Annotated in this window: 22 protein-coding genes and 1 pseudogene; 19 read left to right on the forward strand and 4 right to left on the reverse strand. The window is 65.7% G+C overall.

Annotated elements, in window-relative coordinates; translation table 11 throughout:
• Positions 1 to 3: 3 nt before the first annotated feature.
• The 10 genes and pseudogenes from prmA to EBS_RS10290 all read left to right on the forward strand — a co-directional run bounded on the left by prmA (position 4) and on the right by EBS_RS10290 (position 9,276).
• On the forward strand, positions 4 to 897 hold the full coding sequence (gene prmA, locus EBS_RS10245) for a 50S ribosomal protein L11 methyltransferase (RefSeq protein ID WP_043108579.1): 894 nt from the start codon (positions 4 to 6) through the stop codon (positions 895 to 897).
• Entirely contained in the window at positions 894 to 1,793 is a 900-nt protein-coding gene (locus EBS_RS13100; protein WP_052199501.1) for a zinc-ribbon and DUF3426 domain-containing protein, read from the forward strand. Before prmA ends, EBS_RS13100 begins: the two co-directional genes overlap by 4 nt.
• Positions 1,794 to 2,087: 294 nt before the next feature.
• A pseudogene (gene dusB / locus EBS_RS10255) lies at positions 2,088 to 3,064 on the forward strand (tRNA dihydrouridine synthase DusB); the annotation flags it as partial.
• A gap of 1 nt (position 3,065) precedes the next feature.
• Positions 3,066 to 3,362 carry a DNA-binding transcriptional regulator Fis gene (gene fis, locus EBS_RS10260; RefSeq protein WP_070104739.1) on the forward strand — a complete coding sequence of 99 codons (297 nt, stop codon included), beginning with the start codon at positions 3,066 to 3,068 and terminating at the stop codon, positions 3,360 to 3,362.
• 61 nt (positions 3,363 to 3,423) lie between these two features.
• Positions 3,424 to 4,986, forward strand: coding sequence for a bifunctional phosphoribosylaminoimidazolecarboxamide formyltransferase/IMP cyclohydrolase (purH, locus tag EBS_RS10265; protein WP_043109694.1), 1,563 nt, complete (start codon positions 3,424 to 3,426; stop codon positions 4,984 to 4,986).
• A 20-nt stretch (positions 4,987 to 5,006) separates the two neighbouring features.
• A complete protein-coding gene (locus EBS_RS10270; protein WP_043108581.1) occupies positions 5,007 to 5,405 on the forward strand; it encodes a hypothetical protein in 399 nt (132 codons plus the stop codon).
• A 227-nt stretch (positions 5,406 to 5,632) separates the two neighbouring features.
• Positions 5,633 to 6,307, forward strand: coding sequence for a thermostable hemolysin (locus EBS_RS10275; protein ID WP_052199502.1), 675 nt, complete (start codon positions 5,633 to 5,635; stop codon positions 6,305 to 6,307).
• The gene (locus EBS_RS10280; RefSeq protein ID WP_043108584.1) at positions 6,304 to 7,809 is read left to right on the forward strand and encodes an AMP-binding protein; all 1,506 of its coding nucleotides are present in this window, start codon (positions 6,304 to 6,306) and stop codon (positions 7,807 to 7,809) included. Before EBS_RS10275 ends, EBS_RS10280 begins: the two co-directional genes overlap by 4 nt.
• Entirely contained in the window at positions 7,806 to 8,492 is a 687-nt protein-coding gene (locus EBS_RS10285) for a TenA family transcriptional regulator (protein ID WP_043108585.1), read from the forward strand. Before EBS_RS10280 ends, EBS_RS10285 begins: the two co-directional genes overlap by 4 nt.
• Positions 8,479 to 9,276, forward strand: coding sequence for an SDR family oxidoreductase (locus tag EBS_RS10290; RefSeq protein WP_043108586.1), 798 nt, complete (start codon positions 8,479 to 8,481; stop codon positions 9,274 to 9,276). The genes EBS_RS10285 and EBS_RS10290 overlap by 14 nt, the downstream gene beginning before the upstream one ends.
• Before the next feature lie 11 nt (positions 9,277 to 9,287).
• Here EBS_RS10290 and EBS_RS14635 read toward each other — a convergent pair whose 3' ends face one another.
• Positions 9,288 to 9,476 (reverse strand): hypothetical protein, encoded by a 189-nt coding sequence (locus tag EBS_RS14635; protein ID WP_231892797.1) that lies wholly within the window; start codon positions 9,474 to 9,476, stop codon positions 9,288 to 9,290.
• 134 nt (positions 9,477 to 9,610) lie between these two features.
• Here EBS_RS14635 and EBS_RS14640 point away from each other — a divergent pair, with 134 nt between their 5' ends.
• Positions 9,611 to 9,949 carry a tetratricopeptide repeat protein gene (locus EBS_RS14640; protein ID WP_052199504.1) on the forward strand — a complete coding sequence of 113 codons (339 nt, stop codon included), beginning with the start codon at positions 9,611 to 9,613 and terminating at the stop codon, positions 9,947 to 9,949.
• Between the two features lie 93 nt (positions 9,950 to 10,042).
• On the opposite strand, the gene ubiM is transcribed toward EBS_RS14640, so the two are convergent.
• Complete coding sequence (gene ubiM / locus EBS_RS10300) at positions 10,043 to 11,248, reverse strand: 5-demethoxyubiquinol-8 5-hydroxylase UbiM (protein ID WP_043108589.1); 1,206 nt, start codon at positions 11,246 to 11,248, stop codon at positions 10,043 to 10,045.
• A 325-nt stretch (positions 11,249 to 11,573) separates the two neighbouring features.
• Between ubiM and EBS_RS10305 the strand changes: the two genes are divergently transcribed.
• Both EBS_RS10305 and EBS_RS13115 read left to right on the forward strand, forming a co-directional pair.
• Complete coding sequence (locus tag EBS_RS10305) at positions 11,574 to 12,455, forward strand: type 2 periplasmic-binding domain-containing protein (RefSeq protein ID WP_171816236.1); 882 nt, start codon at positions 11,574 to 11,576, stop codon at positions 12,453 to 12,455.
• Positions 12,452 to 15,148, forward strand: a complete 2,697-nt coding sequence (locus tag EBS_RS13115) for a putative bifunctional diguanylate cyclase/phosphodiesterase (protein ID WP_052199505.1) — start codon at positions 12,452 to 12,454, stop codon at positions 15,146 to 15,148. Before EBS_RS10305 ends, EBS_RS13115 begins: the two co-directional genes overlap by 4 nt.
• Before the next feature lie 5 nt (positions 15,149 to 15,153).
• Here the strand turns inward: EBS_RS13115 and EBS_RS10315 are convergent, their stop codons facing one another.
• A complete protein-coding gene (locus tag EBS_RS10315) occupies positions 15,154 to 17,442 on the reverse strand; it encodes a Tex family protein (RefSeq protein WP_043108591.1) in 2,289 nt (762 codons plus the stop codon).
• A gap of 612 nt (positions 17,443 to 18,054) precedes the next feature.
• On the opposite strand from EBS_RS10315, the gene EBS_RS10325 reads away from it, so the two are divergent.
• From EBS_RS10325 to msrA, 6 genes are read left to right on the forward strand one after another with little or no spacing between them, the layout of a single operon-like run.
• Entirely contained in the window at positions 18,055 to 18,816 is a 762-nt protein-coding gene (locus EBS_RS10325; protein WP_052199506.1) for a PstS family phosphate ABC transporter substrate-binding protein, read from the forward strand.
• Positions 18,813 to 21,236, forward strand: a complete 2,424-nt coding sequence (locus EBS_RS10330) for a putative bifunctional diguanylate cyclase/phosphodiesterase (RefSeq protein ID WP_043108594.1) — start codon at positions 18,813 to 18,815, stop codon at positions 21,234 to 21,236. Before EBS_RS10325 ends, EBS_RS10330 begins: the two co-directional genes overlap by 4 nt.
• Positions 21,237 to 21,296: 60 nt before the next feature.
• Positions 21,297 to 22,088: an acyl-ACP--UDP-N-acetylglucosamine O-acyltransferase gene (lpxA, locus tag EBS_RS10335; protein WP_043109698.1), complete on the forward strand. Its 792-nt coding sequence runs from the start codon at positions 21,297 to 21,299 to the stop codon at positions 22,086 to 22,088.
• Positions 22,089 to 22,130: 42 nt separating this feature from the next.
• Positions 22,131 to 23,429: a phosphoribosylamine--glycine ligase gene (gene purD, locus EBS_RS10340; RefSeq protein ID WP_043108596.1), complete on the forward strand. Its 1,299-nt coding sequence runs from the start codon at positions 22,131 to 22,133 to the stop codon at positions 23,427 to 23,429.
• 2 nt (positions 23,430 to 23,431) lie between these two features.
• Positions 23,432 to 23,800, forward strand: a complete 369-nt coding sequence (locus EBS_RS10345) for a VanZ family protein (RefSeq protein ID WP_052199507.1) — start codon at positions 23,432 to 23,434, stop codon at positions 23,798 to 23,800.
• 10 nt (positions 23,801 to 23,810) lie between these two features.
• Positions 23,811 to 24,443 carry a peptide-methionine (S)-S-oxide reductase MsrA gene (gene msrA / locus EBS_RS10350; protein ID WP_043108597.1) on the forward strand — a complete coding sequence of 211 codons (633 nt, stop codon included), beginning with the start codon at positions 23,811 to 23,813 and terminating at the stop codon, positions 24,441 to 24,443.
• Positions 24,444 to 24,509: 66 nt separating this feature from the next.
• On the opposite strand, the gene hslO is transcribed toward msrA, so the two are convergent.
• Positions 24,510 to 25,379, reverse strand: a complete 870-nt coding sequence (gene hslO, locus EBS_RS10355) for an Hsp33 family molecular chaperone HslO (protein ID WP_043108598.1) — start codon at positions 25,377 to 25,379, stop codon at positions 24,510 to 24,512.
• Positions 25,380 to 25,391 lie beyond the last annotated feature (12 nt).

A 25,391-nucleotide genomic window follows, 5' to 3' on the forward strand; every position in this document is an offset into this window, starting at 1 on the left:
GCCGTGCCCTGGATCCAGACCCACCTGACCGTCGACAAGTCGCAGGCGCCGCTGGTCGAACTGCTGCTCGAACAGCTGGGCGCCCTGTCGGTCACCCTGGGCGATGCCGGCGACGAACCCATGCTTGAACCGGCGCCCGGCGAGACCCCCCTGTGGTCCGCGACCCGGGTGACCGGCCTGTTCGCCGGCGACACCGACATCGACAGCCTGCGCGCCGCGCTCAATGGCGCGCTGGCGCGCGAGCCGGGGCGCAGCCTCGAGATCGAGGTCCTCGAAGACCGCGACTGGGAGCGCGCCTGGCTGGACCGCTTCGCCCCCATGTGCTTCGGCAAACGCCTGTGGATCCGTCCCGGAGGTCAGGCGCTGGACGTCGGGCCGGACGCAGCGATCGTGGACCTGGACCCCGGCCTGGCCTTCGGCACGGGCACCCATCCGACCACCGCGCTGTGTCTCGAGTGGCTGGATGCGCATCCGCCGGCAGGACTCGAGGTGATCGACTTCGGCTGTGGCTCGGGCATCCTCGGCATCGCCGCGCTCAAGCTCGGCGCGCGGCGCGTCGAGGCCGTCGACCATGACCCGCAGGCGGTACTGGCCACATGCGAGAATGCCCAGCGCAACGCGGTGGCCGACAGGCTGCAGGCCTGCGACGACCGCGCCTTCGAGGACCGACCCGCGCAACTGGTGCTGGCCAACATCCTCGCGAACGTGCTGATCGAACTGGCGCCGCGCATCGGCGGGCTGGTCGCGCCCGGCGGCACGCTGGTGCTCTCGGGTATCCTCGCCGATCAGGCCGCGGCGGTCACCGAAGCCTACCAGCATGTCATCGACTTCCAGCCCCCCCACCAGCGCGAGGGCTGGGTTTTGCTGCACGGCCATCGCCCTCTGGAGACTGCATGAGGACCCGTTGCCCGCATTGCCGCACCGCCTACGACGTGGACCCGCAGATCCTGCAGCAGTCACAGGGGCTGGCACGCTGCTATCGCTGCACCCAAGCGTTCAACGCCTTCCAGAACGCGATCGATACCCCCCCATCACCACCCGCCACGCCGGAGGTGGTAGCCGAACCCCACCCCCTGGAAGAGTCGGACACCTCCTTCCTGGTCGAGGAGGAGACCCTCGAGGCCCCGGACATCCCGTCCTCGGAGGGCAGGGGTGAACGGCGGGATCCTGCGGTGTCGCTCGAACTGAGTACTCCCCCCCACAAGGACGAGCCCGCCATCCACACCCTGCCCGACGAGCTGCCGCCGCTCACGGATACCTGGGCGCAGGAAGCGCCGGACCCTGTACCCGAGGGGACGTTGGACGAGGAAGACCTGCTGCACCCTCCACCACCACGACGCATCCCCTGGTGGCAGAAGCTGCTGGTGCTGATCCTTTCGCTCACCCTGCTCGCACAGCTCGCCTGGATACGGCGCGACCTGTGGATCAACCTGCCGCAGACGACACAGCTGTGCGCCATCCTCGATTGCCAGCTGCCGGACCGCTACCGTCCGCAGGACTTCACCGTGATCGAACGCACCATGGAGTCCGATGCCGGCCCGCCGGCCGCGCTGCGCCTGTGGCTGGCGATCCGCAACGATGCTCCCTTCGCCCAGCCACTGCCGCGCCTGCAACTCACCCTGCAGGATGCCACCGGCACCCTGGTGGCACGCCGCGTGTTCTCCCCCGAACAGTACCTGCCGCCAGACTGGTCCGGCCCGCCCGCCGCCCTGCCGGGGGAAGTAATCACTATCGAGCTGCGCCTGAAGGATCCCGGCCCCCGCGCCCAGGGCTTCGTGATCGACTTCCTGTAGTTCGGCCCGGGGACGGGCCTCCTGCGACACCCCCCACACCCTGCCGCAAGCACCTCGCTCGAGGACAAGCCCATCCACGGGAGCGGCATCTTCGCCGCGAACAACCCGCGCAGGGAGGTGCGGCGCGAAGCGGAGGCGACGGAACGCCCGTGGCTTGCACTTCCCCGGCAGGGGGGTAATATTGCCGGTCGTTCTCGCGGGCTGCCCGTCTCGGCAACGGCCCCCGGCCCGCCCACCGGCACGCATCCCGAAGACGCGGGCGCGCAGACAATCAACTCCAGGACTCCGGCTCGCATGCTGATCGGCAACCACGCACTGACCCGCCCGTTGATCCTCGCACCCATGGCCGGGGTCACCGACCGCCCCTTCCGCGAACTCTGCCGCCGCCACGGCGCGGGGCTTGCGGTCTCCGAGATGGTCACCGCCGACACCAGCCTGTATGCCAGCCGCAAGACCCAGCGCCGCCTGGACCATGCCGGCGAGCCCGGTCCCATCTCGGTGCAGATCGTGGGCAGTGATCCGGTCGCCATGGCCGAGGCCGCACGCGTCAACGTTGGCCTGGGCGCGCAGATCATCGACATCAACATGGGTTGCCCCAAGAAGAAGGTCTGCAAGGTGGCTGCGGGCTCCGCGCTGCTACGCGACGAGGCACTGGTCGGGCGCATCCTCGAGACCGTGGTCGCTGCGGTCGAGGTACCGGTCACCCTCAAGATCCGCACCGGCTGGGACCGCCAGCATCGCAATGCCCCGCGCATCGCGCGCATCGCCGAGCAGGCCGGCGTCGCCGCGCTGGCCATCCACGGACGCACTCGCGCCTGCGGCTTCTCCGGCGAGGCCGAGTACGACACCATCCGCGAGGTCAAACAGGCCGTGGCCATCCCGGTGATCGCCAACGGCGACATCGACAGCCCGCGCAAGGCACGGCAGGTGCTCGAAGCCACCGGCGCCGACGCGCTGATGATCGGCCGAGCCGCTCAGGGACGGCCCTGGATCTTCGACGAGATCGCGCATTACCTCGAGACCGGCGAAGAACTGCCGCCCCCCCGCCAAACTGGATCCGCGACACCCTGCTCGGGCACCTGGACGCGCTCTACGCCTTCTACGGTACCGAACATGGCGTGCGCATCGCGCGCAAGCACATCGCCTGGTACAGCCGCTGCCAGCCCGGCGGCAGCACCTTCCGGCAGCGCATCAACCAGGCACGCACCCCGCAAGAACAACGCCAGCTGATCGATGAACACTTCGCCAGCCTGGCCCCAGGGAGGAAGCCGCATGACCTTGATCGCCAACGAATCCGCCCCCCACCCCGGCAACCCGTCCGGCAATGGGCAGCAACGTCAGGGCGCACCGCTCAGCCTCATGGTGCGCCAGGCGCTGGACGAGTATTTCGCACAGCTCGACGGCACCGAGCACAGGGACCTCTACCAGATGGTCATGGCCCAGGCCGAGCAGCCCCTGCTCGAGCGCGTGATGCTGCACACCGGCGGCAACCAGACGCGGGCGGCGCAACTGCTGGGGATCAGCCGCGCTACCCTGCGCAAGAAGCTGGCGTTGTACAATCTGGTCTGACCCGTTTTCATATCATCACCGCGCGGCCTGCCGGCCGCGTTTGCGTCTGAAGGTAACCGACATGCCCACCATCACCCGAGCTCTGATCTCCGTTTCCGACAAGACCGGCGTGGTCGACTTCGCCCGCGACCTGCACGAGGCTGGCCTCGAGATCCTGTCCACCGGCGGCACCGCACGGCTGCTCAAGGAGTCCGGCATCCCGGTCGTCGAGGTCGGCGACTACACCGGCTTCCCCGAGATGATGGACGGCCGGGTCAAGACCCTGCATCCCAAGATCCACGGCGGCATCCTCGGCCGCCGCGGCACCGACGACGAGGTGATGGAAGAACACGGCATCGGCCGCATCGACCTGGTAGCGGTCAATCTCTACCCCTTCCAGCAGGCCGTGGCCGATCCCGAGTGCACCCTGGAACACGCCATCGAGAACATCGACATCGGCGGCCCCACCATGATCCGCGCTGCGGCCAAGAACCATCGCGACGTGGCCGTTGTGGTCGATCCCCGGGACTATGGCCGTATCGTCCAGGAGATGCGCGAGAACGCCGGCAAGGTGAGCGAGAGCACCTGCTTCGAGCTGGCGGTAAAGACCTTCGAACACACCGCACAGTACGACGGCGCCATCGCCAACTGGCTGGGGGCGATCAACCCCGACGGCTCGCGCGACGACTTCGGGCGCACCATCAATCTGCAGTTCCACAAGGCACAGGGCATGCGCTACGGCGAGAACCCGCACCAGAAGGCGGCCTTCTACGTGGAGGACAACATCGAGGAGTCCAGCGTCGCCACTGCCCACCAATTGCAGGGCAAGGCCCTCTCCTACAACAACATCGCGGACACCGACGCGGCACTGGAATGCGTCAAGCAGTTCGATGAAGGGCCCGCCTGCGTGATCGTCAAGCACGCCAACCCCTGTGGCGTGGCTGTGGGCGAAAGCCTGCTCGAGGCCTACGACCGCGCCTATGCCACCGATCCCGAGTCGGCCTTCGGTGGCATCATCGCCTTCAACGGCGAACTCGACGGCGAGACCGCGCAGGCCATCGTGGACCGCCAGTTCGTCGAGGTCATCATCGCCCCCACGGTCTCCGCCGAAGCCATCGAGGCGGTCTCCGCCAAGCAGAACATCCGCTTGCTGGCCTGTGGTGAATGGGCGGCGGAATCGCTGCACCGACTCGACTTCAAGCGCGTCAACGGCGGCCTGCTGGTACAGGAGGCCGACCTGCAACTGCTGCGCGAGACCCGGGTGGTCACCGAGCGTCAGCCCACCGAGGAGGAAATGCGCGACCTGCTGTTCGCCTGGCGAGTGGCCAAGTTCGTCAAATCCAACGCCATCGTGTACGCGAAAGACGGCATGACCATCGGCGTGGGCGCAGGCCAGATGAGCCGAGTCAACTCGGCGCGTATCGCCGGCATCAAGGCTGAGCACGCCGGGCTGGAGGTGAAGGGCTCGGTGATGGCCTCGGACGCCTTCTTCCCCTTCCGTGACGGCATCGACAACGCCGCCCAGGCCGGCATCGCCGCGGTGATCCAGCCCGGTGGCTCGATGCGCGACGAGGAGGTCATCGCGGCGGCCAACGAGCACGGCATGGCCATGGTGTTCACCGGCATGCGCCACTTCCGTCACTGATCCGCGAACAGGGAACTCCCATGAAACTGCCGCGGCTGCTGTTTCCCCTGCTGCTCGCCACCACCCCCCTGGCGCAGGCGCAGATGGTGGAGTTCCCGCTGGAGCTGATCGAGTACATCGACGACGTCAAGGTGGTGACCTTCGTGCCGCCCTCGGCACTCGCCAGCGCGCCGACCTGGGACCCCATGCACCAGGCCGTGCCATTCTCGCTGCAACAGGCACTCGACCGGGTACGTACCCGCCTGGGCAACGGCGACTACCAGCTCACCGCCATCGAACTCAAACCCATCGCCGGCCATCGCGGGCACTGGCACTACCTGGTACGCCTGCGCGCCCCCGACGGCCGGCCCCGCTACTTCTCGGTACTCCTCGACGGCCGCCTGCTGCCGGCCACGCGCGAGCCCGAGTCCTACAAGTAGCGCCGCACCCGGGGGGCTGCCCCTCGCGATGCCCCCAACGCTTCGACGCCCGCCGTCCGTCTCGAAACGGCCTCCTGCGCCGTGGCGCCACCAGAAATATCCCGTAGCGTGGACTGGCTCCCCCTCTGCTCGTGATCGCCTTCACCCTTTGGCCCGGGGCTTTCAGGCTGTTTTCAGGTTCGTGGTCCAGAATTTTGATCAAATTTCCCACGAACAGGACGTTTGCAATGGCCAATATCCTCCTCCCCGGCACGGCGCGCCGAGAACACGGCAAGGGCAACAGCCAGTGGATCGACATCCGCCTGGCCGATGAAGGCACAGCAGCCTACGACCGACTCCGATCCTTCGTCGGCGAGGCGTTCCGCCGATGCTACGGTGCGGAGATCCGTCACTTCCTGCCGCACTTCCTACACATCCGCGACACGGAAGGACGCCACCAGACTGTCGTGGGCTACCGCGGCGGACACGAGGGCGCCTTCTTTCTCGAGCACTACCTGGACCAGCCAATCGAACAGGTCTTGAGCCAACACCTGGGGGAGGCGATCGACCGCGGGCAGATCGTCGAGGTCGGCAACCTGGCCGATTCCACGCCGGGCATGGCCCGTCTCTCCATCCTCGCCACCACCCGTTGCCTGTATGGCATGGGCTACCGCTGGGTGGTATTCACCGGCGTGCGGCGCCTGTACAACGCCTTTCGTCGCCTGGGTCTGCGCCCCATGGAACTGGCCGACGCCGATCCCTCGCGCCTGCAGGAGGACGAGGCCCGGCGCTGGGGCAACTACTATCGCGACCAGCCCAAGGTCTATGTCGGACGCATCGAGGACGGTTATCGGCGCCTGATCTCGGCACGGAGCGGTCGGCCGGCAGCCAACGCTTCAGGCTCTCTGGCAGTACCGTCATGAGCCCGGTGCTGCGCTCACTCGCGGGCCAGGCCATCGCCCACCCGGACGACACCGCCCTGATCGGTGATCAGGGTTCCCTCTCATGGTCGCAACTGCACGAGGCGGGGCAGACCCTGCGCGCCTGGCTGCGCGAACGCCAGCCAAGGACCGTTGCCCTGTATGCCGACAACGGTCCCCTCTGGGTGATCGCCGACCTGGCCTGTCTTGCCGAACAGATCCCCTGCGTACCGCTCCCCCTGTTCTTCTCACCGGCGCAGATCCAGCATGCAATCGACGACTGCGGCGCCGACCTGCTGCTTTGCGACCAGCCCGAGCCCGAATCCATCCCCCTCGCGGTGCGCTCGAAACAGGGGCAATACATGACCTTGGGCGAGCAGCAATTCTGGGCCTTTCCATTGATCACCCTCCAGGGCAACGCACCCGATCTGCGCGAGACTGCCCGGATCACCTACACATCGGGCTCGACCGGTGCCCCCAAGGGGGTGCGATTGAGTCTGGAGGCCATGGAAAGCGTCGCCAGCTCCCTGTGCCTGGCCACCGATGCCCGACGCGAGGACCGCCACCTCTCGGTCCTGCCCTATGCCACGCTGCTGGAGAACATCGCAGGCATCTATGCGCCGATCCTGGCGGGCGCCACCCTGCTCTGCCCGAGCCTGTCACGAGTCGGCCTGCAAGGCAGCAGCCGCTTCGACCCCGGGCGACTGGTGCAGGTCATGCGGGAACTCGAACCCTCCACCCTGATTCTCACGCCACAACTGCTGCAGGGATTGGTAGAGGTCCTGCAAAAGACACGGCAGGCGCCGCATCCCGGGCTGCGCTTCATCGCCGTGGGCGGCGCCGTGATCGCCCCGCAACTGCTGGAACGGGCCCAACGCCTGGGGCTGCCGGTCTACCAGGGCTATGGCCTGTCCGAATGCTCCAGCGCAGTCACCCTGTGTACCCCGGACCAGCAACGGCGGGGCAGCGTCGGCCACCCCCTCCCGCATATCGACGTGCGGGTTGCCGATGATGGCGAGATCCTGGTCAAGGGCGCCTTGTTCCAGGGCTATGTTGGTACCGACACGCCAGTGATCGATGCGGACGGTTACTGGCACACCGGCGACATCGGCCACTTCGACGACGACGGCTTCCTGTACGTCGCGGGCCGGAAACGTGACATCTTCATCACCTCTTTCGGCCGCAACGTCTCACCCGAGTGGGTGGAACAACAGCTGATGGTACAGGCGCCGATCGTGCAGGCCTGCGTACTGGGCGAGGAGCAACCGTTCAGCATCGCGATCCTCGTCGCCGCTCCGGAAGCCACGCCACAGGCCATCGCCGATGCCATCGAGCAGGCCAACCATCAGTTGCCGGACTATGCCCGCATCGGCGACTGGATACTGGCCGACGCCCCTTTCACCCTGGACAACAAACTGCTCGGCCCGTCGGGGCAACCATTGCGCCACGCCATCCAGCAGCGCTATGCAGACCGTATCACCCAGTGCTACCAGGAGGCCTCATGAACTTCTACCAACAACTACTGGATGCCACCGCCAGCGAACGTCACGAGCTGTTGACCATCCCCTTCATCGTCGAGGGCGCGGCTGGAAAGCTCGGACTTGCGAGTTACCAGGCTTTCCTCACCCAGGCCTATCATCACGTAAAGCACACGGTCCCCCTGCTGATGGCCACCGGTGCCCGCCTGCCCGAGCACCTGGAGTGGCTGCGCGAGGCAGTGGGCGAATACATCGAAGAGGAAATGGGCCACCAGGAATGGATACTCGACGACCTGGCGGCCACGGGCGCCGATCCGGAGGCCGTGCGCAACGGCGAGCCACTGCCCGCCACCGAGCTGATGGTGACCTATGCCTGGGACACCATTCATCGGCGCAACCCCGTGGGCTTCTTCGGCATGGTGCTGGTGCTCGAGGGCACCAGCGTTACCCTGGCGACCCATGCCGCAGACAACATCCGGCGCGCGCTCGGCCTGCCTCCCGCAGCCTTCCGCTACCTGACCTCGCATGGCTCCCTGGACGAAGGGCATATCAGCTTCTACGAAAACCTGGTCAACCGCCTCGAAGACCCTGAAGACTGTCGGGCGGTGATCCATGCCGCGCGCATGTTCTACCGGCTCTACGGCGACATCTTCCGTTCCCTGCCCATGATTCCCCTGAACATGGAGGAGAACAACGATGCAGTGGCCTGAACAGCGCGTCATCCTCACCGGCGCCGGTGGTGGCATGGGCCGCTTGCTGGCCGCCGAACTGGCCGAGCGCGGCTGCCACCTGGCCCTGCTGGACGCCAACGGCGAGGCACTGGAGGACCTGCTCTCGCAACTCGAACCACGGCGGGTGACCGGCATCACGGTCGATCTCTCGCATGCCGATATCTGCATGGCCGCGGCCGACCAGGCGCAGGAATTCCTCGGCGGCGTGGACATACTGATCAACCTGGCCGGCATGATGTCCTTTCGCGCCTACGACGACGAAGATCCGCAGGCCATCGAACGCCTGCTGCACGTCAACCTGCTGGCGCCGATGTGGTTGACCCGCGCCGTGCTCCCGACCATGCGCCGGCAGGGACAAGGCGCCATCATCAACATCGGCTCCATCTTCGGCTCCATCGGCTTTGCCCATTTCACCGCCTACTCGACCAGCAAGGCGGGACTGCGCGGATTCTCCGAGGCCCTGCGCCGGGAACTGGCCGACAGCGGCATCCATGTCGGCTACATCGCCCCACGCGCGGTACGCACGCCGATGAACGACGACCGCATCCAGCGCATGGGCGAAGCCACCGGCATGCACATGGATCCTCCGGAACAGGTGGTGCAGACCATCATCGAGGCCATCGAACAGCGGCGCAAGGAATGCTTCATCGGCTTCCCGGAATCCCTGTTCGTACGCATCAATGCCCTGTTTCCCCGCATCGTGGACAACGCCTTGAAGAAACAGAACCGCATCGCGCGGTCATACGCTACAGGAGACGCCTGATGAAACGAGTGTTATTGCTGACTGCCCTGCTTCTCCCCGGCCTGGCCACGGCCGGCATCCCGAAGGATGGAGACGATTACCTGCGGGAACTCCGCGATATCCAGCATGCCTGGGCCCAGGCCAACTACGAAATGCAGCGAGACGCGAAGCTTGATGCGTTCGAACGTCTGCTGGTTCGCACCCAACAGTTTCGCGAACATTACCCCGGCCGCGCCGAACCACGCATCTGGGAGGCTATCGTACGTGGCGGCTACGCCGGTGCCCTGGGAGGCCTGAGCGCCCTGTTCAAGGCCATGCCGCAAATGGAAAAGGCCGCGACCTGCTGCTCGAAGCCGTGGAAATCGACCCGCGCGCACTCGACGGCTCGGCCTATACCACCCTTGGCGTCTTCTACCACAAGGTGCCGGGCGGCTTCATCGGGTATGGCGACGACGACAAGGCCCTGGAGTACCTGCAAAAGGCCCTGTCCATCGACCCCGACGGCATGGGCCCCAACTATTTCATGGGCGAATACTGGGCCGACAAGAACCACTGTGACAAGGCGATCCCCTATCTGAAGAAGGTACTGAACGCCCCTGACCTCAGCGAACGCCCGATCTACTCGCGTGGACGCAAGACCGAGGCCCGCCGCAAGCTGAAGGAATGCCGGCAGGTGAGCGACGGCATGCTGTGACTCCCGCGTGCCCTCCCGGATGTCCCGAGAAGCGGGTACCGGTTGGGGTGTCGGTTCGTCCGGCACCCCTTTTTTACGCCACGAGCGCTTCCTTCAGGGCAGCAGCGCCAGCAGCGGCCCGCCGACGTGATCGCGGCTGACCAGCTTGTGTCGGATGGCCCAGCGCACCGGCGGCAGACGCTCGCTCAGGTTCAGCACGGCCTTGCGCGCCAGACGCGCCGGCAGGCGGTCGTCGGTGAACAGGCTGACGATGCCGTTGGTGCCGTGGAACAGCGGCAGGGTGGCCAGGCGGTGCCGCGCCTGATAGCGGGCCAGGGCAGGGGGGCTGGCGATATCCGCCCCGCGCTGCCACTGGCGGCGAATCTCGCCGGCCAGCAGGTCCACCCCGCTGAGTCCCAGGTTGAAGCCATGCGCGGTGACCGGGTGCATGCCCACGGCGGCATCGCCGATCAGCGCGAAGCGCTGTCCCACAAAACGGTCGGCATGCACCGCCACCAGCGGATAGGCAATGCGCTCGCTGGCCAGGCGCATGTCCCCCAGGCGATGCCCGAAACGCTGGGCCACCTCTGTCTCGAAGGCCGCCGGCCCCTGGTCCAGGATGGACTGGGCCTGGTCCGCCGGCACGGTGATGACGATCGAGGAGGCATCGCCGGGCATGGGCAGGATCGCGAGGGTGCGGCCGTAATGGAAGCATTCCCAGGCCGTGTGCTCGTGCGGCAGCTCGTGCTGCATGCGGCAGACGATGGCCACCCGGCCGAAATCCTTCATGGCAGCGCCGATCCCCATCTGCCGCCGAGTCGCGGAGAACCGGGTGTCCGCCCCCACCAGCAGGTGGGCACGCAGCGTTGTACCATCAGCCAGCGCCAGGCGCACGCCATCAGCATCCGTGGCCACCTGCTCCACCGCCGTGCCACAGCGCAGTTCCACGCGATCGAGCGGGGCGGTCGCCTCGTACAGCGCCTTGCGGATCAGGTGATTGGCGACCAGCCAGCCCAGCGGTTCGGCATCGGCGCGCGCATCGCCGAAGTCCAGGGTACGAGGGGAATCGCCGTCGAGCACACGTGCGCATTGCAGCGGTGCGATCTCGGCCGGTGCAATGCGTTCCCAGACACCGAGCTGGCGCAACAATCTCCGCGACAAGTGGGTGAGTGCAATGTCCCGCCCGTCAAAAGCAGGATCGGCCAGTTGCTCGCAAGACTGGCGCTCGAGCAGCACGGTATGCAAGCCGGTGTCGGCCAGGGCACGGGCCAGCGCGAGACCGGCAGGTCCCGCACCGACGATGGCGATATCACAGTCCATAGGCAGGCTCCGGCAGGAGAACGTTCGCCGAGTCTAGCGTCGCACCGGACCTCGGCCCTTGATCTCGATCAGGTTCCTTCCCCCTGGTTCAAGTTTTCGCGCATGAGGCCGAAATCCAGTCCGCGAGAGGGCGGAGAGTATACTCTGGGCGATTTCAATCAAGACGATCAGCCGCTCCATGTACCGTTTACCAACGACCCCGTCACCCGCTGCCCGGGCGAGGGCCCGCTGGCGCCAGACACTCCACTGGCTTGCCATCGTCGTGTGTGTACTACCTGCTGCCACCAGCGCCGGCCTGGACGACCCCGGGCATGCAGAAGCGGTCTTGACCCGGGGCGTCGAATTCAGCGACGCCCCGCGTTCCATGCAACCCGCCGATCCGGTCACGGTCAGGCGGCCAGCCGGCTCGGACCTGGCCATCTCCCTGGACCAACAGCTCTATGACCTGTTGGCGCCGGCAATCCGGGACTATGCCCGCCAGCACCACCTGAAGATCCGCATGCAGCGTGGCAACTGCGGACAATCCGCCGCAGGCCTGCGGCGCCACTTGGTCGATATCGGCGGTTTCTGCTGTCCACCCGGCGACAAGGACCGCCTGCCCGGCCTGCGCTTCCACACTCTGGGCATCGGGGCCCTCGCCATCGTGACCCACCCGGATGCGAACATCGAAAGCCTGTCACAGCAACAGGTTCGCGACATCTTCTCCGGCAAGACACGGCAACTCGCCGCCGCAAGAGGACGCCCGCCAATCCCCCTTCACCTGGTCACGCGCCTGCACTGCCGTTCCCGCCCCGGCCACTGGCACCTGATCCTTCCGGAAGAAGAGAATTTCTTCCCCCTCGCCAACCAGACGGGCGGGATCAACGAGATGCTGAGTGCAGTAGAGGGCTACATCGGGGCTATTGGCTACGAGACCCTGTACTGGATCTCGCGCCATGCACCAGACCTGAAGGTCCTGCACATCGACGGCATGGACCCTGCCGCACCGCACAATCTCCTGCACGGCAACTACCCCTATTACCGTGTCTTCAACATCACCTCCTGGAGCCATCAGGATGGTAGCGAAGACCAGGTGTCACTCCTCATCGAGTGGCTGAAAAGCTACTTCGAGCAAGTGGCAGGGCTGGCTGACATGATCCCGGCCGGCAAGTTGCGGGAGGCCGGCTGGAAATTCAGGAATGACGAACTGGTTGGGGGCCCCGAGTGATCCGCCGCCTGCGCGCGTTCATCAGCCGCCTGTCCCTGGAGTGGCAGGTCGCTTTGCTGGTACTTCTCGTCGGCCTGATCATCGGCGGTCTGTTCGATCGTTATCAACAGGCCCGCCTGACGCAGGTGCTGAACGAACAGCTACGCTACCACCAGCACCAGACCCTGAAAACCGCCCAGGCCCTCGCCTACACTCACTTCCGGCTCATCCAACGGCTGCTGGATCAATTCGCCCGCCAGGCAACCGTGCAAAGACGGCTGCTGGCGGACCGCAAAAACAGCAAGGCCGCCGATTGGGCGCCACCATCCGACACATGGCGCGGCATCCTCTATCCCGATTGTTTTCGCCTCTACAACGCCAAGAAGACCATCGTGGACAAGCACATCATCGACCCCACGGAAGGCTGTCCGCCGCTGAAAGGTAACAATGCTCACCTGCTCGACGGTGTCTCCCAACTCCGGATCGAGGTGTTGGCAAACGGCCAGGCCTGGCTTCAGGCCTTCGCTCCCGTCTCCTCGCCAACCGGGCTGACCCACGGTTGGCTGGAACTGGCCATCCACCTGGACACACCTTTCCTGCAGACCCTGTTTGGGAAGCTGCTGCCAGCGGATTCGGCATTGGCCATCGTGGATGGCGAGGGGACCGTCATCGCCGCCACGGACCCCCGCATCCCCCCCGGTCAGGAACCCGGCACACCGCTAGAGGGGTTCCAGGCGGGTGAGGCCGATTTTCTCGACGAAGGAGACTGGGACAACCTGATCGGCATCAGTGTATGGGTTCGCCACGACATGCTGAACCAGCTCGAACAGGAAGTCCTGAGACTGGCCGCCACCCAACGGCTCACCCTCTCGGCCGCATTTATCACGTTTCTCATCGTGATCGCCCACCTGCTGGCCCAGCGCCTGCAACACCTCCGCAACCTGATTCGCCGGTTCGCCGTCGGTTTCATCGACGAAGTACCGGAGCATGAGACACGGACCCACGACATCCTCCGCCAGACCGAGTCCGACATCCAACAGTTGTTCACTGCGGCCGAGGAGACCCAGGCGGCACAACAGATACAGAAACAGATCGAGGCCGCAAGGGAACAACTCGAGTTGATGGAACACATGGCCAACCACCTGGGAGTCGGACTGCTGGCGAATTCCGGCCGTCATGGAGGCGAACCACTGAACAACGTGATGCGCCGTTACCTGGAAGAACTCCCCCCAGGCACCGACACCGCCCTGCTCACTGCCGCCGGCAGCGACAACTGCAACGGCCAGGTCGTCGTTCACGATATCCACGGGCACAAGCGCATTTTCGAGGTCCTGTACATGGGCCCCGGCCCGATCGATCAACGACAGATCTACCTGGTCCGTGACAGCACCCGTGAACACCGGCAACAGGAAGAACTCGAACACCTGGCGCTGCACGATGTACTGACAGGGCTACCCAACCGCAAGCTGCTGACCGACCGAATCGAGATGCTGAGCCGCAATGCCCGGCGCAACAAGCAGCCATTCTGCCTGTTGCTGTTCGACCTCAACGACTTCAAGGCCATCAACGACCACTTCGGCCATAGCACCGGTGACCGCGCGCTGATCGAGATCGCGCAACGATTCTCCTCCCTGCTGCGAGAGCAGGACAGCTTTGCCCGGTTGGGAGGAGACGAATTCGCCATTCTCTTGCCCGAGACCGACCTCGAAGGCGCCCGCAACCTGGCGCTCCGCCTGCTGGAGAACCAGCGGCAGCACCCCCTGATCATCGGGGACACACCTTACGAGGTGGGACTGAGCATTGGCGGGGTCTGCTGTCCCGAACACGGCTTTGACATGGAACGACTCCTGTCACGCGCCGATATCGCCATGTACCATGCGAAACGCAAGAAGCTGGGATATGCCGCATTCTCCAGCGAGCTCGAGGAGGAAGATGCCAAGCGCCTCTACCTTCACACGAGCTTACGTGACGCCATAATCCACGAGTGTCTCGATCTGGTGTATCAACCCCAATGGGACCCGATTAGCAAAACCGTCCATGGCTGGGAGGCACTGGCCCGCTGGGAGCACCCGCAGCACGGCCCTATTCCACCCGACATTTTCATTCCCCTGGCCGAAAAAACCGGACTCATCCACGACCTGACCCGCCTCATCCTGCGCCGCGCCCTGGCCGATTGCGCGCGTTGGCGCGCAGCCGGTGTCAGCGGTGGCGTGTCGATCAATTTTTCCACCCTGGACCTGCTTGACCCCGACCTGCCGGAAAAACTCGAGAGCCTGACCCTGGAGGCCGGGCTGGAGCCCCCACTGGTCACAATCGAGATCACCGAGACAGCACTCATGCAGGACCCGTTGAAAAGTGCCAATATTCTCGAAAGGCTGGATGCGAGAGGATTCTGGGTTGCCATCGACGACTTTGGTTCGGGCTATTCTTCCTTGGCCTACCTCCAGAACCTGCCGGTTCACGAACTCAAGATCGACCGCGCCTTCATCGATGCCGCGAGGGACAATGTCGCCAGCCGTCGGATCATCGAGAGCCTGTTGACGCTTGCCCGCTCCCTGCATCTCAACGTGGTCGCCGAAGGCGTGGAAGACAACGGCATCGCCCGCTGGCTGACCGAGCGCGGTTGCGACTACCTGCAAGGCTATGCCATCGGCCATCCCATGCCCCTGGACGAACTGTTGCGTTGGCAACGGCCTGACCGCCTTGCCTCCTGAAAGGATCAGCGCTTCTGCCTGGCGCGCGCAAAGGCCTCGGCCAGCGCACTGGCTGGCGCCTGGGGCTCACGCGGCTTGCGCACACGTCGTGGCACCTTGCGCTCGCCGCGCGGTGCGCGATCCTCCTCTCGCCCCGGCTCGTCGGACAGGCGCATCGACAGGCCGATGCGCCGGCGCTCGACATCCACGCTCATCACCTTGACCTTCACCACCTCGCCGGCGCGCACCACCTGGCGCGGATCCTTGACGAAGCGATCGCTCATCGCCGAGATGTGCACCAGGCCGTCCTGGTGCACGCCGATATCGACGAAGGCACCGAAGTTGGTGACATTGCTCACCACGCCCTCCAGCACCATGCCGGGCTTCAGGTCCTCGAGCCGCTCCACGCCCTCGGCGAAGCGCGCGGTGCGGAACTCGGGCCGCGGGTCGCGCCCCGGCTTCTCCAGCTCGGCCAGGATGTCGCGTACCGTGGGCTCGCCGAAGCGCTCGTCGGTGAAGGCTGCGGGATCGAGCCCGGAGAGCACCTGGCGGTTGCCGATCAGCGCACCGATGGCAAGTCCGGTCTGCGCCATGATGCGCTGCACCACGGGGTAGGCCTCGGGGTGTACCGCCGAGGCATCCAACGGGTCGTCACCGTCGCGGATGCGCAGAAAGCCCGCCGCCTGCTCGAAGGTCTTCTCGCCCAGGCGCGACACCTCGAGCAGCTGGCGCCGGTTGCGAAAGGCGCCGTGTGCGTCGCGGTGGGCGACGATGTTGGCCGCCACCGTCTCGTTGAGTCCCGCCACTCGCCGCAACAGTGCGGCCGAGGCGGTATTCACGTCCACGCCGACCGCGTTCACGCAGTCCTCGACCACGTTGTCCAGCGCGCGCGCCAGCTGCACCTGGCTGACATCGTGCTGGTACTGACCCACGCCAATGGCCTTGGGGTCGATCTTCACCAGCTCGGCCAGAGGATCCTGCAGGCGACGTGCGATGGATACCGCGCCACGCAGCGACACGTCCAGCTCGGGCAGCTCGCGCGCGGCCAGCTCCGAGGCCCCGGCCTCGCTGACCAGCACCTTGTGCAGGCCCAGTTCCGGGTAACGCGCGATCAGCTCGCCGGCCAGGCGGTCGGTCTCGCGCGAGGCAGTGCCGTTGCCGATGGCGATCAGCTCCACGTCGTGCCTGCGCGCCAGCTCCGCCAGTCGCGACAAGGCCTGATCCCATTGCTTCTGCGGCGGATGCGGATACAAGGTGTCGGTGGCCACCACCTTGCCGGTGCCGTCCACCACCGCCACCTTGACCCCGGTACGCAGCCCCGGGTCCAGCCCCAGGGTGGGACGCGGCCCCGCCGGCGCGGCCAGCAGCAGGTCCTTCAGGTTGGAGGCGAACACACGGATGGCCTCGGTCTCGGCAGCCTCGCGCAGGCGGTTCTTCAGCTCCAGGTCGAGCCGGGTGAGCAGCTTCACGCGCCAGGCGAAGCGCACACAACCGCGCAGCCAGGCATCGGCCGGCCGCCCCCGGTCGCTCACGCCGAAACGGCGCGCGATCAGGCGCTCGGGATGGGTGCTGCCGTCCTCGGCCTCGTCGATGCGCAGATCGAGCTGCACGATGCCCTCGTTGCGCGCGCGAAACAGTGCCAGCGCGCGGTGCGAGGGGATGGCACGGATCGGCTGGGCGAATTCGAAATAGTCGGAGAACTTGGCGCCCTCGCGTTCCTTGCCCTCGATCACCCGGCTGGTGAGCTCGGCGTTGTCCCACAGCCAGTCGCGCACCTCGCCGACCAGTTGCGCATCCTCGGCCCAGTCTTCCATGAGGATCTGGCGCGCACCATCGAGCACTGCCTGCACATCGGCAAAGCCTGCCTCCGCGTCGATGAAGGCCTCGGCAGCGGCCTCGGGCGATTGCTCAGGGTCTTCGAGCAGGCGCTCGGCCAGGGGTGCCAGCCCCGGCCCCGCTTCACGCGCGATCTGCGCCCGGGTCCGCCTTTTCGGCTTGTAGGGCAGGTACAGGTCCTCGAGCGCGGTACGGGTCTCGGCGGCGAGGATGTCGGCACGCAGTGCCGGGGTGAGCTTGCCCTGTTCGTCAATAGTTCGCAGCACCGTCTCGCGCCGCGCCTCCAGCTCGCGCAGGTAGCCCAGGCGTTCTTCCAGCAGGCGCAACTGACCATCATCCAGCCCGCCGGTGACCTCCTTGCGGTAACGCGCGATAAAGGGCACGGTCGCACCCTGGTCGATCAAGGCAATGGCGGCCTCGACCTGGGCCGGGCGGGCGGCGAGATCGGCAGCGATACGGTGCGATATGGGTGGCAGCAAGATAACCTCCTGGAAAAACGACGCGATAAGTCGGCAATCCCGACGCAGGCGGATAGTGCCCCAGTCGACGCGAAACGAAAAGCCCGCCCTGGATAAAGCAGCACTCGATCACTCTTCAGCTGTCCCCCACGCGGGGGCAAGAAAAATAAAGTTTCTGATCGGGCTCCCGCTTAAAGTTTCGCGCCTCCCGGTCGACGGGGATCTCGGGCGTCCCCTACCGACAGCGGAGCTCACCGCTTTTTCGATACCAGGCGACTGGAGGGCGACATGTCTATAAAACAACAAGTTCATCCTTGCGCGCATCCAGGTCTCGGCCTCCGTAGCCTCGCCCATGGCCGCCAAGGACCCGGTGACGGACAAAACGACGTAATTGCCATCGATCATGTTGCCGATGACACTCACCAGGCCCCCGAATTGGCAAATGGAGCCGCCAACATGATGAGGAACGTCTCAATAAGACTGAAAACCGCCGCAGATGCCTTTATATCGCGGAATCATGAACACTTGATCCATACCACCATGCGCATTTCCTCTCTCCTGCGAGGTCTGTGGCGGGAAAGACACACGCCCAGAAGATTACGCCTTGCCTTCCTGCTGGGCCTCCTGCCATCCGTGTCCATCGGCGCGCAACCGCTTGCCATTCCCGGCACAGGTGACGCCATCCAGATCCTGCAGGCATTGGCCACACGCTACAATGCCCTGCACCCGCAGGCACCGCCGATCCACATCCCGCCCAGCATCGGCTCATCGGGTGGTATCCGCTTGGTCATCAAGGACAAGGCGATACTGGCGCGCACAGCGCGCCCCCTGAAACCCCGTGAACAGGCTGCGGGGCTGGTGGCCCTGCCCTGGGCGAGTTACCCAGTGGTGTTCTATACCCACCCGGCCAGCGGGTTGCACAACATCGGGCGCAAGCAGCTCGAAGCCATCTACCGTGGACAGATCACCCACTGGGACGCCCTGGGGGGAGGTAACGAACGCATCCGCCTGATCCACCGCGAGCACGGCGACAGCTGCCGCCGCATACTCGAACACGAGATGCCCACCCTGCTGGTCGAGAAGGACGCACCGCCCTCGCTGACCACGGTCACCACCCAGGCAACCATGGAAGCGGTGGCCTCCTACCCCGGCGCACTGGCCTATGGTCCCTATCCCGAGCTGCTCGATGGTCCCTTCCATATCCTGTCGCTGGACGGCATATCGCCCGACGACCCGGCCTACGCACTACACAACACCCTGTACCTGGTGAAGCGCAAGGGGGCATCGCTCGACGGCCTTGCGGGCTTCTATCGTTTCCTGCGTAGTGACGAGGCCCGACGCATCCTGCGCGAGAAGGGGCTACAGGCGATTCCGCTTCCAGAAAAGGCCCCGTGAAGTCACTCAAGGGCAAGATAGCAGCCCTTTTGGCCACCGTATTCGTGGTACAGGTCGGCATGTCCTGGTGGCTGTACCAGGACTATACCCGTAACATCGAAACCCGGGGCGGACCGGCCATCCACCAGCAGGGGATGGCTCGTGCCAGGGATTTTCTCGCGCGATCGCTGAGCAGCCTGCAAATGGCCCAGTCCGAGGCCAACAGGGTCCTCATCCAGACTGCCGAGCTGTTTACCTACTCGGACAATATCCTGGTCCTGTTACGCAAAGGTCACACCGAGCCGCTGCAGCACCTGGCCGAACGCATGATGGCCAACACCGAGCTGGACGCCATACTGGTTCGCGACGGTGACGGCGAACTGCTCGCCTCGGCCACCAACCTGAACACACGCTGGCTGACTCGCATCGCCATGCGCGAGGCCCTGTTGCAGCGCCGCAGCAAGGAACACCATCCCAGGCCGTTCCTGGTACATTTCCCGGAAGGCAAGACACACTCGCCCCTCTGGGTTACCAGCTTCGAGGTCCGCGACCCTTTTGGCGATCTCGCGGGACAGATCCTGATTGCCCGTGACAGCCACCAGGACCGGCGCAACCTGGACCACAGCGCCAAGTTGCTGGGCGTCGAATGGGCGCGCTTTTTCGACGGCCAGCTGATCGATGGTTTCTTGAAGCATCCGCCCGTTGCCGGCTTGCCGACTCCCTTGCCCGAATACGGTGGACTGAGCACCTGGGGGCCCCTGCTGGCCAGTTGCTCCCAGCCCTCACCCGACAGCCTGCAACTGTGCGCCATGATGCCGCGCACTCGGGAGCAGGCCTGGGAAAACGAGATCATCGCCCATTTCGACCAGGCTCGGCAGCTGCTGGTCATCTACCTGATCGGCGACGTTGCCTTCTTTCTTGTCGTGGTGACGATCGCCTACCTGATCTCCAGGTTCTACATCATTCGCCCCATCCGCCATAACACCGCGCTGTTACACCGTCTCCTGGCCCACCACAAGCCGCAGACCCAGACTACCGACGAACTGGCTTTGCTCAACCAGGCGGTCATTCATACCCGGAACCTGACCAGGGAACGTCAGGCCCTGGCCGCACACGCGGAGTTCGAGACCTATCACGACGACATCACCCGCTTGCCCAACCGCCGGGCGCTCAACGAGTTCATCGCCGACCTGGAAGATCACCCCGCCGTGCAACTGGGGGTGGTATTCCTGAGGATCCGCAATTTCGGCCGCGTCCACGACCAGTTCGGCTACCGGCACGCCGACCAGGCACTGGTCGAACTGGCCAACAGTCTGGTCGAGAACCTGGCCGACAACTGGTACGTCTTCTACCTGGGCCACGACCGCTTTCTGCTGGTGGCGATCGGCGAGGCCGACCTGGGCCTGGCCACACACGAGCTGCTGGTGCACCTGAAACACGACCTGGGCCGAAGCCCGCACCGGGCCAGTGGCTTTCTCGACCTGATAGGCGCCCATGTCAACAACCGCGACTTCGACACCGACTTGCCCACCCTGTTCCAGTACGCGGCAATTGCGCTCAACCAGAATTTCGACAGCCCAGACGAAGTGTTTGCCGTGAACACCGAACAGATCGCCACCTTCCACCGCCAGCTGCTGATGGAAAGCTACCTGGCCGAAGCGCTGAACGAAGACGAACTCACCCTCTACTACCAACCGGTGTGCCGCAGCGGCGACGTGACACTGTGCTATTTCGAGGTACTGCTGCGCTGGAACAACCCGGTGCTCGGAGAAGTGCCTCCTTCCAGCTTCATATCCGTGGCCGAGGCCAACGGGCTGATAGGCGCGATCGGTCAATGGACCATTCGCCGCGCCTGCGCCCAGCTCGCCAGGTGGGACAAGCAGGAGCAGACATGCGGCGTCCACCTCTCGCTCAACATCTCACCGTTGCAGCTTGGCGACCCGGGACTGGCAGAGATGATCCTCGAGACCCTGTCCGCGGCCAGCATCGCACCACAGCGCCTGATCCTCGAGATCAGCGAATCCGCGGCCCTCGTGCTCGACAACCACGCACTGGACAACCTCGATCAGCTGCGCGCTGCCGGTATCCGCCTGGCCATCGACGACTTCGGAGAAGGCTATTCTTCGCTGGGCCAGTTGATGCGCCTGCACGCAGACACCCTCAAGATCGACCGCCAGTTCGTGGATGCCATCGCCACAGACGACACCGCGCAAACAGTGATCCGCGGTTTCATCGAGCTGGCACGCCATCTGCGGATGGACATCGTCGCCGAGGGCGTGGAAAACGCCCACCAGCTCGAACTGCTGCGCCAGGCCGGCTGCCCCGCGATCCAGGGCTACCTGGTGAGCCGCCCGGTACCGGCCGAGACCGCCATCCACTGGTACCGCCAGGCCGGCGGCAGCCCGCAGCAACGCCCCCGACAGCCCCGCGGTGACACTTGAATCCTCCCCCCATCCCCGGCACTCTCAGTGACCGCAAAGCAGGTCAAGCCGGACACGCCCATGAGCAACATCCATCCCACAGCCATCGTCGGCGAAGCCGCCGACATCCATCCCTCTGCACACATCGGCCCCTTCTGCATCGTCGAGGACGGTGCGGTGATTGGCCCGGACTGCGTGCTCGACAGCCAGGTGCGCATCGGGGCCACGGTGCGCCTGGGGCGCGGCAATCGAGCCTGCCACGGCGCGGTACTGGGCGCCGAGCCGCAGGATCTGGGCTTCTCCCCCGACAAGGCTCGGCCGTTGGTGATCGGCGATCACAATCACTTCAAGGAACACGTCGTGATCAGCTGCGGGGTGAAGGACGAACGGGGCACACGCATCGGCAACCACAACTACTTCATGAACGGCGCCCACGTGGGCCACGACTGCCTGGTGGGCGATCACAACATCCTCGCCTCCAACGCCACCCTGGCCGGGCACGTCACCCTGCACGACCGCTGTTTTCTCTCGGGGCTGGTGGCGGTGCACCAGTTCTGCCGCATCGGCAGCCTCGTGATGATCGGCGGAGTGAGCGGGGTACGCCAGGACATCCCCCCGTTCAGCATGGCCAACGGCCAGTATGCGCGCTACGTGGGCCTCAATCGGGTCGGCCTGCGTCGCAACGGCTTCGACGCGGCGCAGCGCAGCGCCATCAAGCAGGCGCACCGGCTGCTGTTCCACTCGGGCCTGTCGCTGAAATCGGCCATCGAGACCCTGCGTGAACCGGCCGGCGAGAGCCCCGAGGTAGCCGAGATCCTGCGCTTTGTCGAGGGCAGCGAGCGCGGCCTGATCGGCACCCGCGAACGCACTTGAAGGTACAATTCCCGCCATCACCTTGTCTTTAAGGGAGTACCCATGGACATCCTGATCATCGGCAGCGGCGGCCGCGAACACGCGCTGGCCTGGAAGGCTGCCCAATCCGCACTGGCAGACACCGTCTACGTGGCCCCCGGCAATGCCGGCACCGCGCTCGAGCCCGGCATGGAAAACATCGACATCGCCGCCGACGACATCGAGAGCCTCAAGCGTTTCGCGCTCGAGAAGGAAATCGGCCTGACCATCGTCGGCCCCGAGGCCCCGCTGGTGGCCGGCCTGGTCGATGCCTTCATCGCCGCCGGCCTGCCCTGCTTCGGTCCCGGCAAGCAGGCCGCGCAGCTCGAGGGCTCCAAGTCCTTTGCCAAGGACTTCATGGCCCGTCATGGCATCCCCACCGCAGAATACGCCGTGTTCAGCGAAGTCGACGCCGCACTGGCCTACCTGGACGAGAAAGGCACGCCCATCGTCGTCAAGGCCGACGGCCTGGCCGCCGGCAAGGGCGTGATCGTGGCCATGGATCGCGACACCGCAGAAAACGCGATCCGCGACATGCTCGCCGGCAACGCCTTCGGCGAGGCCGGACACCGCGTGGTGATCGAGGAATACCTCGAAGGCGAGGAAGCCAGCTTCATCGTCATGGCCGACGGCGAACACGTGCTGCCCATGGCCACCAGCCAGGACCACAAGCGTGTCGGCGACGGCGACACCGGACCCAACACCGGCGGCATGGGCGCCTACTCGCCGGCGCCTGTGGTAACCCCCGAGGTCCACGAACGCATCATGAACGAGGTGATCCTGCCCACCATCGCCGGCATGAAACAGGACGGTCGCCCCTACGTGGGTTTCCTCTATGCGGGACTCATGATCACCCCCGAAGGCGCGCCCAAGGTCATCGAGTTCAACTGCCGTTTCGGCGACCCCGAGACCCAGCCGATCATGCTGCGCCTGCAGTCCGACCTGGTGGCGCACTGCCTGGCCGCGCTCGAGGGGCGGCTCGACCAGGAGGAAGCCGCCTGGGATACACGCGCCGCTCTCGGGGTGGTACTCGCTGCCGGCGGCTATCCCGGCAATTACACCAAGGGCCTGCCGATCGGTGGCCTGCCCGAAACCGAGGCCGCCGACCGCAAGGTGTTCCATGCCGGTACTGCGCTCAATCCCGATGGCGTGGTGGTCACCAACGGCGGGCGCGTGCTCTGCGTGACCGCGCTGGGCGGGACCGTGCGTGAGGCCCAGCAGGCGGCCTACGCGCTGGCCTCGCAGATCCACTGGGACGGCATGTTCTACCGCAAGGACATCGGTTTCCGCGCCATCCACCGCGAAACGGCTGCACGGAACTGAGCATGGCCGTCAGCAACTGCAACGCCGTCGGCGCCCGCCTGCTGCTGGCGCTGGCGCTGCTGTTCGCCACCTGGGCCCTGCTCAGTCCACACCCTCCGCAAGTCGGCCCGGTGTTCGACCAGGTGGACAAACTGTGGCACCTGCTGGCCTTCTTCGGACTCGCACTGCTCAGCAACATCGGCTGGCCACAGCGCGGCTTCGATGCCCGCAAGTATCTGCCACTGGCGCTGTACGGTGGGCTGACCGAGGGACTACAGCACTTCGTGCCCGGACGCGAACTGAGCAGCCTCGACCTGCTGGCCGATCTTGCCGGCATCGCCACCTACGGCCTGCTCGCCCTGCCCCTGTTGCGCCGCCTGGCCATCCGCTGAGGAGCCCACCATGCTCGGTCACCGCAAGACACAGATGCCTACGCCCGACCAGGCCCTGCCCGGGCGCGACAGCCCCATGCCGGTCACCAACCGGCACCATGTCAACGGACACCCCATCCAGCCTCCGTTTCCCGAGGGGATGCGCCAGGCCATGTTCGGCATGGGCTGCTTCTGGGGTGCGGAACGGCGTTTCTGGCAACTCGACGGGGTGTACAGCACGGCGGCGGGCTATGCCGGCGGCTACACGCCCAATCCCACCTACGAGGAGGTCTGCAGCGGCATGACCGGCCACAACGAGGTGGTGCTGGTGATCTGGGACCCGCAGCGCCTCACCTATCTCGACCTGCTGCGCACCTTCTGGGAATCGCACGACCCCACCCAGGGCATGCGCCAGGGCAACGACGTCGGCACCCAGTACCGCTCGGGTATCTACACCTTCGACGATGAGCAGGACACCCTGGCACACGCCAGCCGCGCGGCCTACCAGCGGGCCTTGCGCCTCGCCGGCAAGGGAGAGATCACAACCGAGATCCTGCCCGCGCCGACCTTCTACTATGCCGAGGACTATCACCAGCAGTACCTGTCGAAGAACCCGCAAGGCTATTGCGGCCTGGGCGGCTGCGGCGTGGGACTGGATATTTGAGATTCGGCCCGGGGACGGGCCTCCCTCCTACCGGTGGGCATCCTCGCCGCGCACCCCCCTCGATTCCTAGTGCACTCCTCCCGGGGCCTCGGAAGCGCCAGGCTGGAACAGACGAGCCACGTCCACGCTGTCGAAACGGTATGCCTGCCCGCAGAATTCGCAGGCCACCTCGACCTCGCCCATCTCGTCGAGGATCTGCGCCAGTTCACCCTCGCCCAGGGTCTTCAACATTTCGCCCACACGCTCGCGCGAGCAGTCGCAGCGGAAAGATACCGGCTCGGGGTCGAACAGGCGCACCGTCTCCTCGTGGAACAACCGATGCAGCAGGGTCTCGACGTCCAGCGACAGCAGTTCCTCGTCACCGAGGGTATCGGCCAGCATCACCACCCGCTGCCAGTTCTCGGTATCATCGTCCCCATCCCCCGGCATGCGTTGCAGAAACAGGCCAGCAGCGACTTCCTCGTCGGCGGCCAGCCACAGCCGGGTAGGCAACTGCTCGGACTGCTCGAAATAGCGCGCCAGGGCCTCGGCCACGCCGTGCGCCTCCACCGGCACGATGCCCTGGTAGCGTTCGCCACTGGGCGACTCGGCGGTAAGTACCAGACGCGCCCCCTCGATCAGGGGTGTCGATGCGTCCGCTGCATCATCGAAACGCGCCACGCCGCGCAGGGTACGGCGGTCGGTGACCTGCGCCACCAGCGAACGCATCACCCCCTCGCCAAGCAGCTGCATGACCAGCGAACCCCGAAACTTGATGGTGGTGGACAACAGCGCGGCCGCGGCCATGGCCTCGCCCAGCGCGCGCGCCACCGGCGCGGGATAGTCGTGCTTTTCACGGATCGCCCGCCAGCTCGCGCCCAGGCGCACGAAACCGCCGCGCACACCAAAGGACTCGAACAGGAAGCGATACAGATAATCGTTGTCCTTGTGGTTCATCTCCGAAGTCCT

This window comes from endosymbiont of unidentified scaly snail isolate Monju (genome assembly GCF_000801295.1).
GTDB lineage: Bacteria > Pseudomonadota > Gammaproteobacteria > Chromatiales > Chromatiaceae > MONJU.

Coding starts and splice junctions, on each gene's coding strand:
- EBS_RS13100 (WP_052199501.1), top strand. CDS start 894: ATGAGGACCCGTTGCCCGCATTGCCGCACCGCCTACGACGTGGACCCG.
- msrA (WP_043108597.1), top strand. CDS start 23,811: ATGCTCGGTCACCGCAAGACACAGATGCCTACGCCCGACCAGGCCCTG.
- purD (WP_043108596.1), top strand. CDS start 22,131: ATGGACATCCTGATCATCGGCAGCGGCGGCCGCGAACACGCGCTGGCC.
- fis (WP_070104739.1), top strand. CDS start 3,066: ATGACCTTGATCGCCAACGAATCCGCCCCCCACCCCGGCAACCCGTCC.
- EBS_RS14635 (WP_231892797.1), bottom strand. CDS start 9,476: ATGTTCGCGAAACTGTTGGGTGCGAACCAGCAGACGTTCGAACGCATC.
- hslO (WP_043108598.1), bottom strand. CDS start 25,379: ATGAACCACAAGGACAACGATTATCTGTATCGCTTCCTGTTCGAGTCC.
- EBS_RS10345 (WP_052199507.1), top strand. CDS start 23,432: ATGGCCGTCAGCAACTGCAACGCCGTCGGCGCCCGCCTGCTGCTGGCG.
- EBS_RS10270 (WP_043108581.1), top strand. CDS start 5,007: ATGAAACTGCCGCGGCTGCTGTTTCCCCTGCTGCTCGCCACCACCCCC.
- EBS_RS10280 (WP_043108584.1), top strand. CDS start 6,304: ATGAGCCCGGTGCTGCGCTCACTCGCGGGCCAGGCCATCGCCCACCCG.
- lpxA (WP_043109698.1), top strand. CDS start 21,297: ATGAGCAACATCCATCCCACAGCCATCGTCGGCGAAGCCGCCGACATC.
- purH (WP_043109694.1), top strand. CDS start 3,424: ATGCCCACCATCACCCGAGCTCTGATCTCCGTTTCCGACAAGACCGGC.
- EBS_RS10275 (WP_052199502.1), top strand. CDS start 5,633: ATGGCCAATATCCTCCTCCCCGGCACGGCGCGCCGAGAACACGGCAAG.
- EBS_RS10285 (WP_043108585.1), top strand. CDS start 7,806: ATGAACTTCTACCAACAACTACTGGATGCCACCGCCAGCGAACGTCAC.
- EBS_RS10290 (WP_043108586.1), top strand. CDS start 8,479: ATGCAGTGGCCTGAACAGCGCGTCATCCTCACCGGCGCCGGTGGTGGC.
- ubiM (WP_043108589.1), bottom strand. CDS start 11,248: ATGGACTGTGATATCGCCATCGTCGGTGCGGGACCTGCCGGTCTCGCG.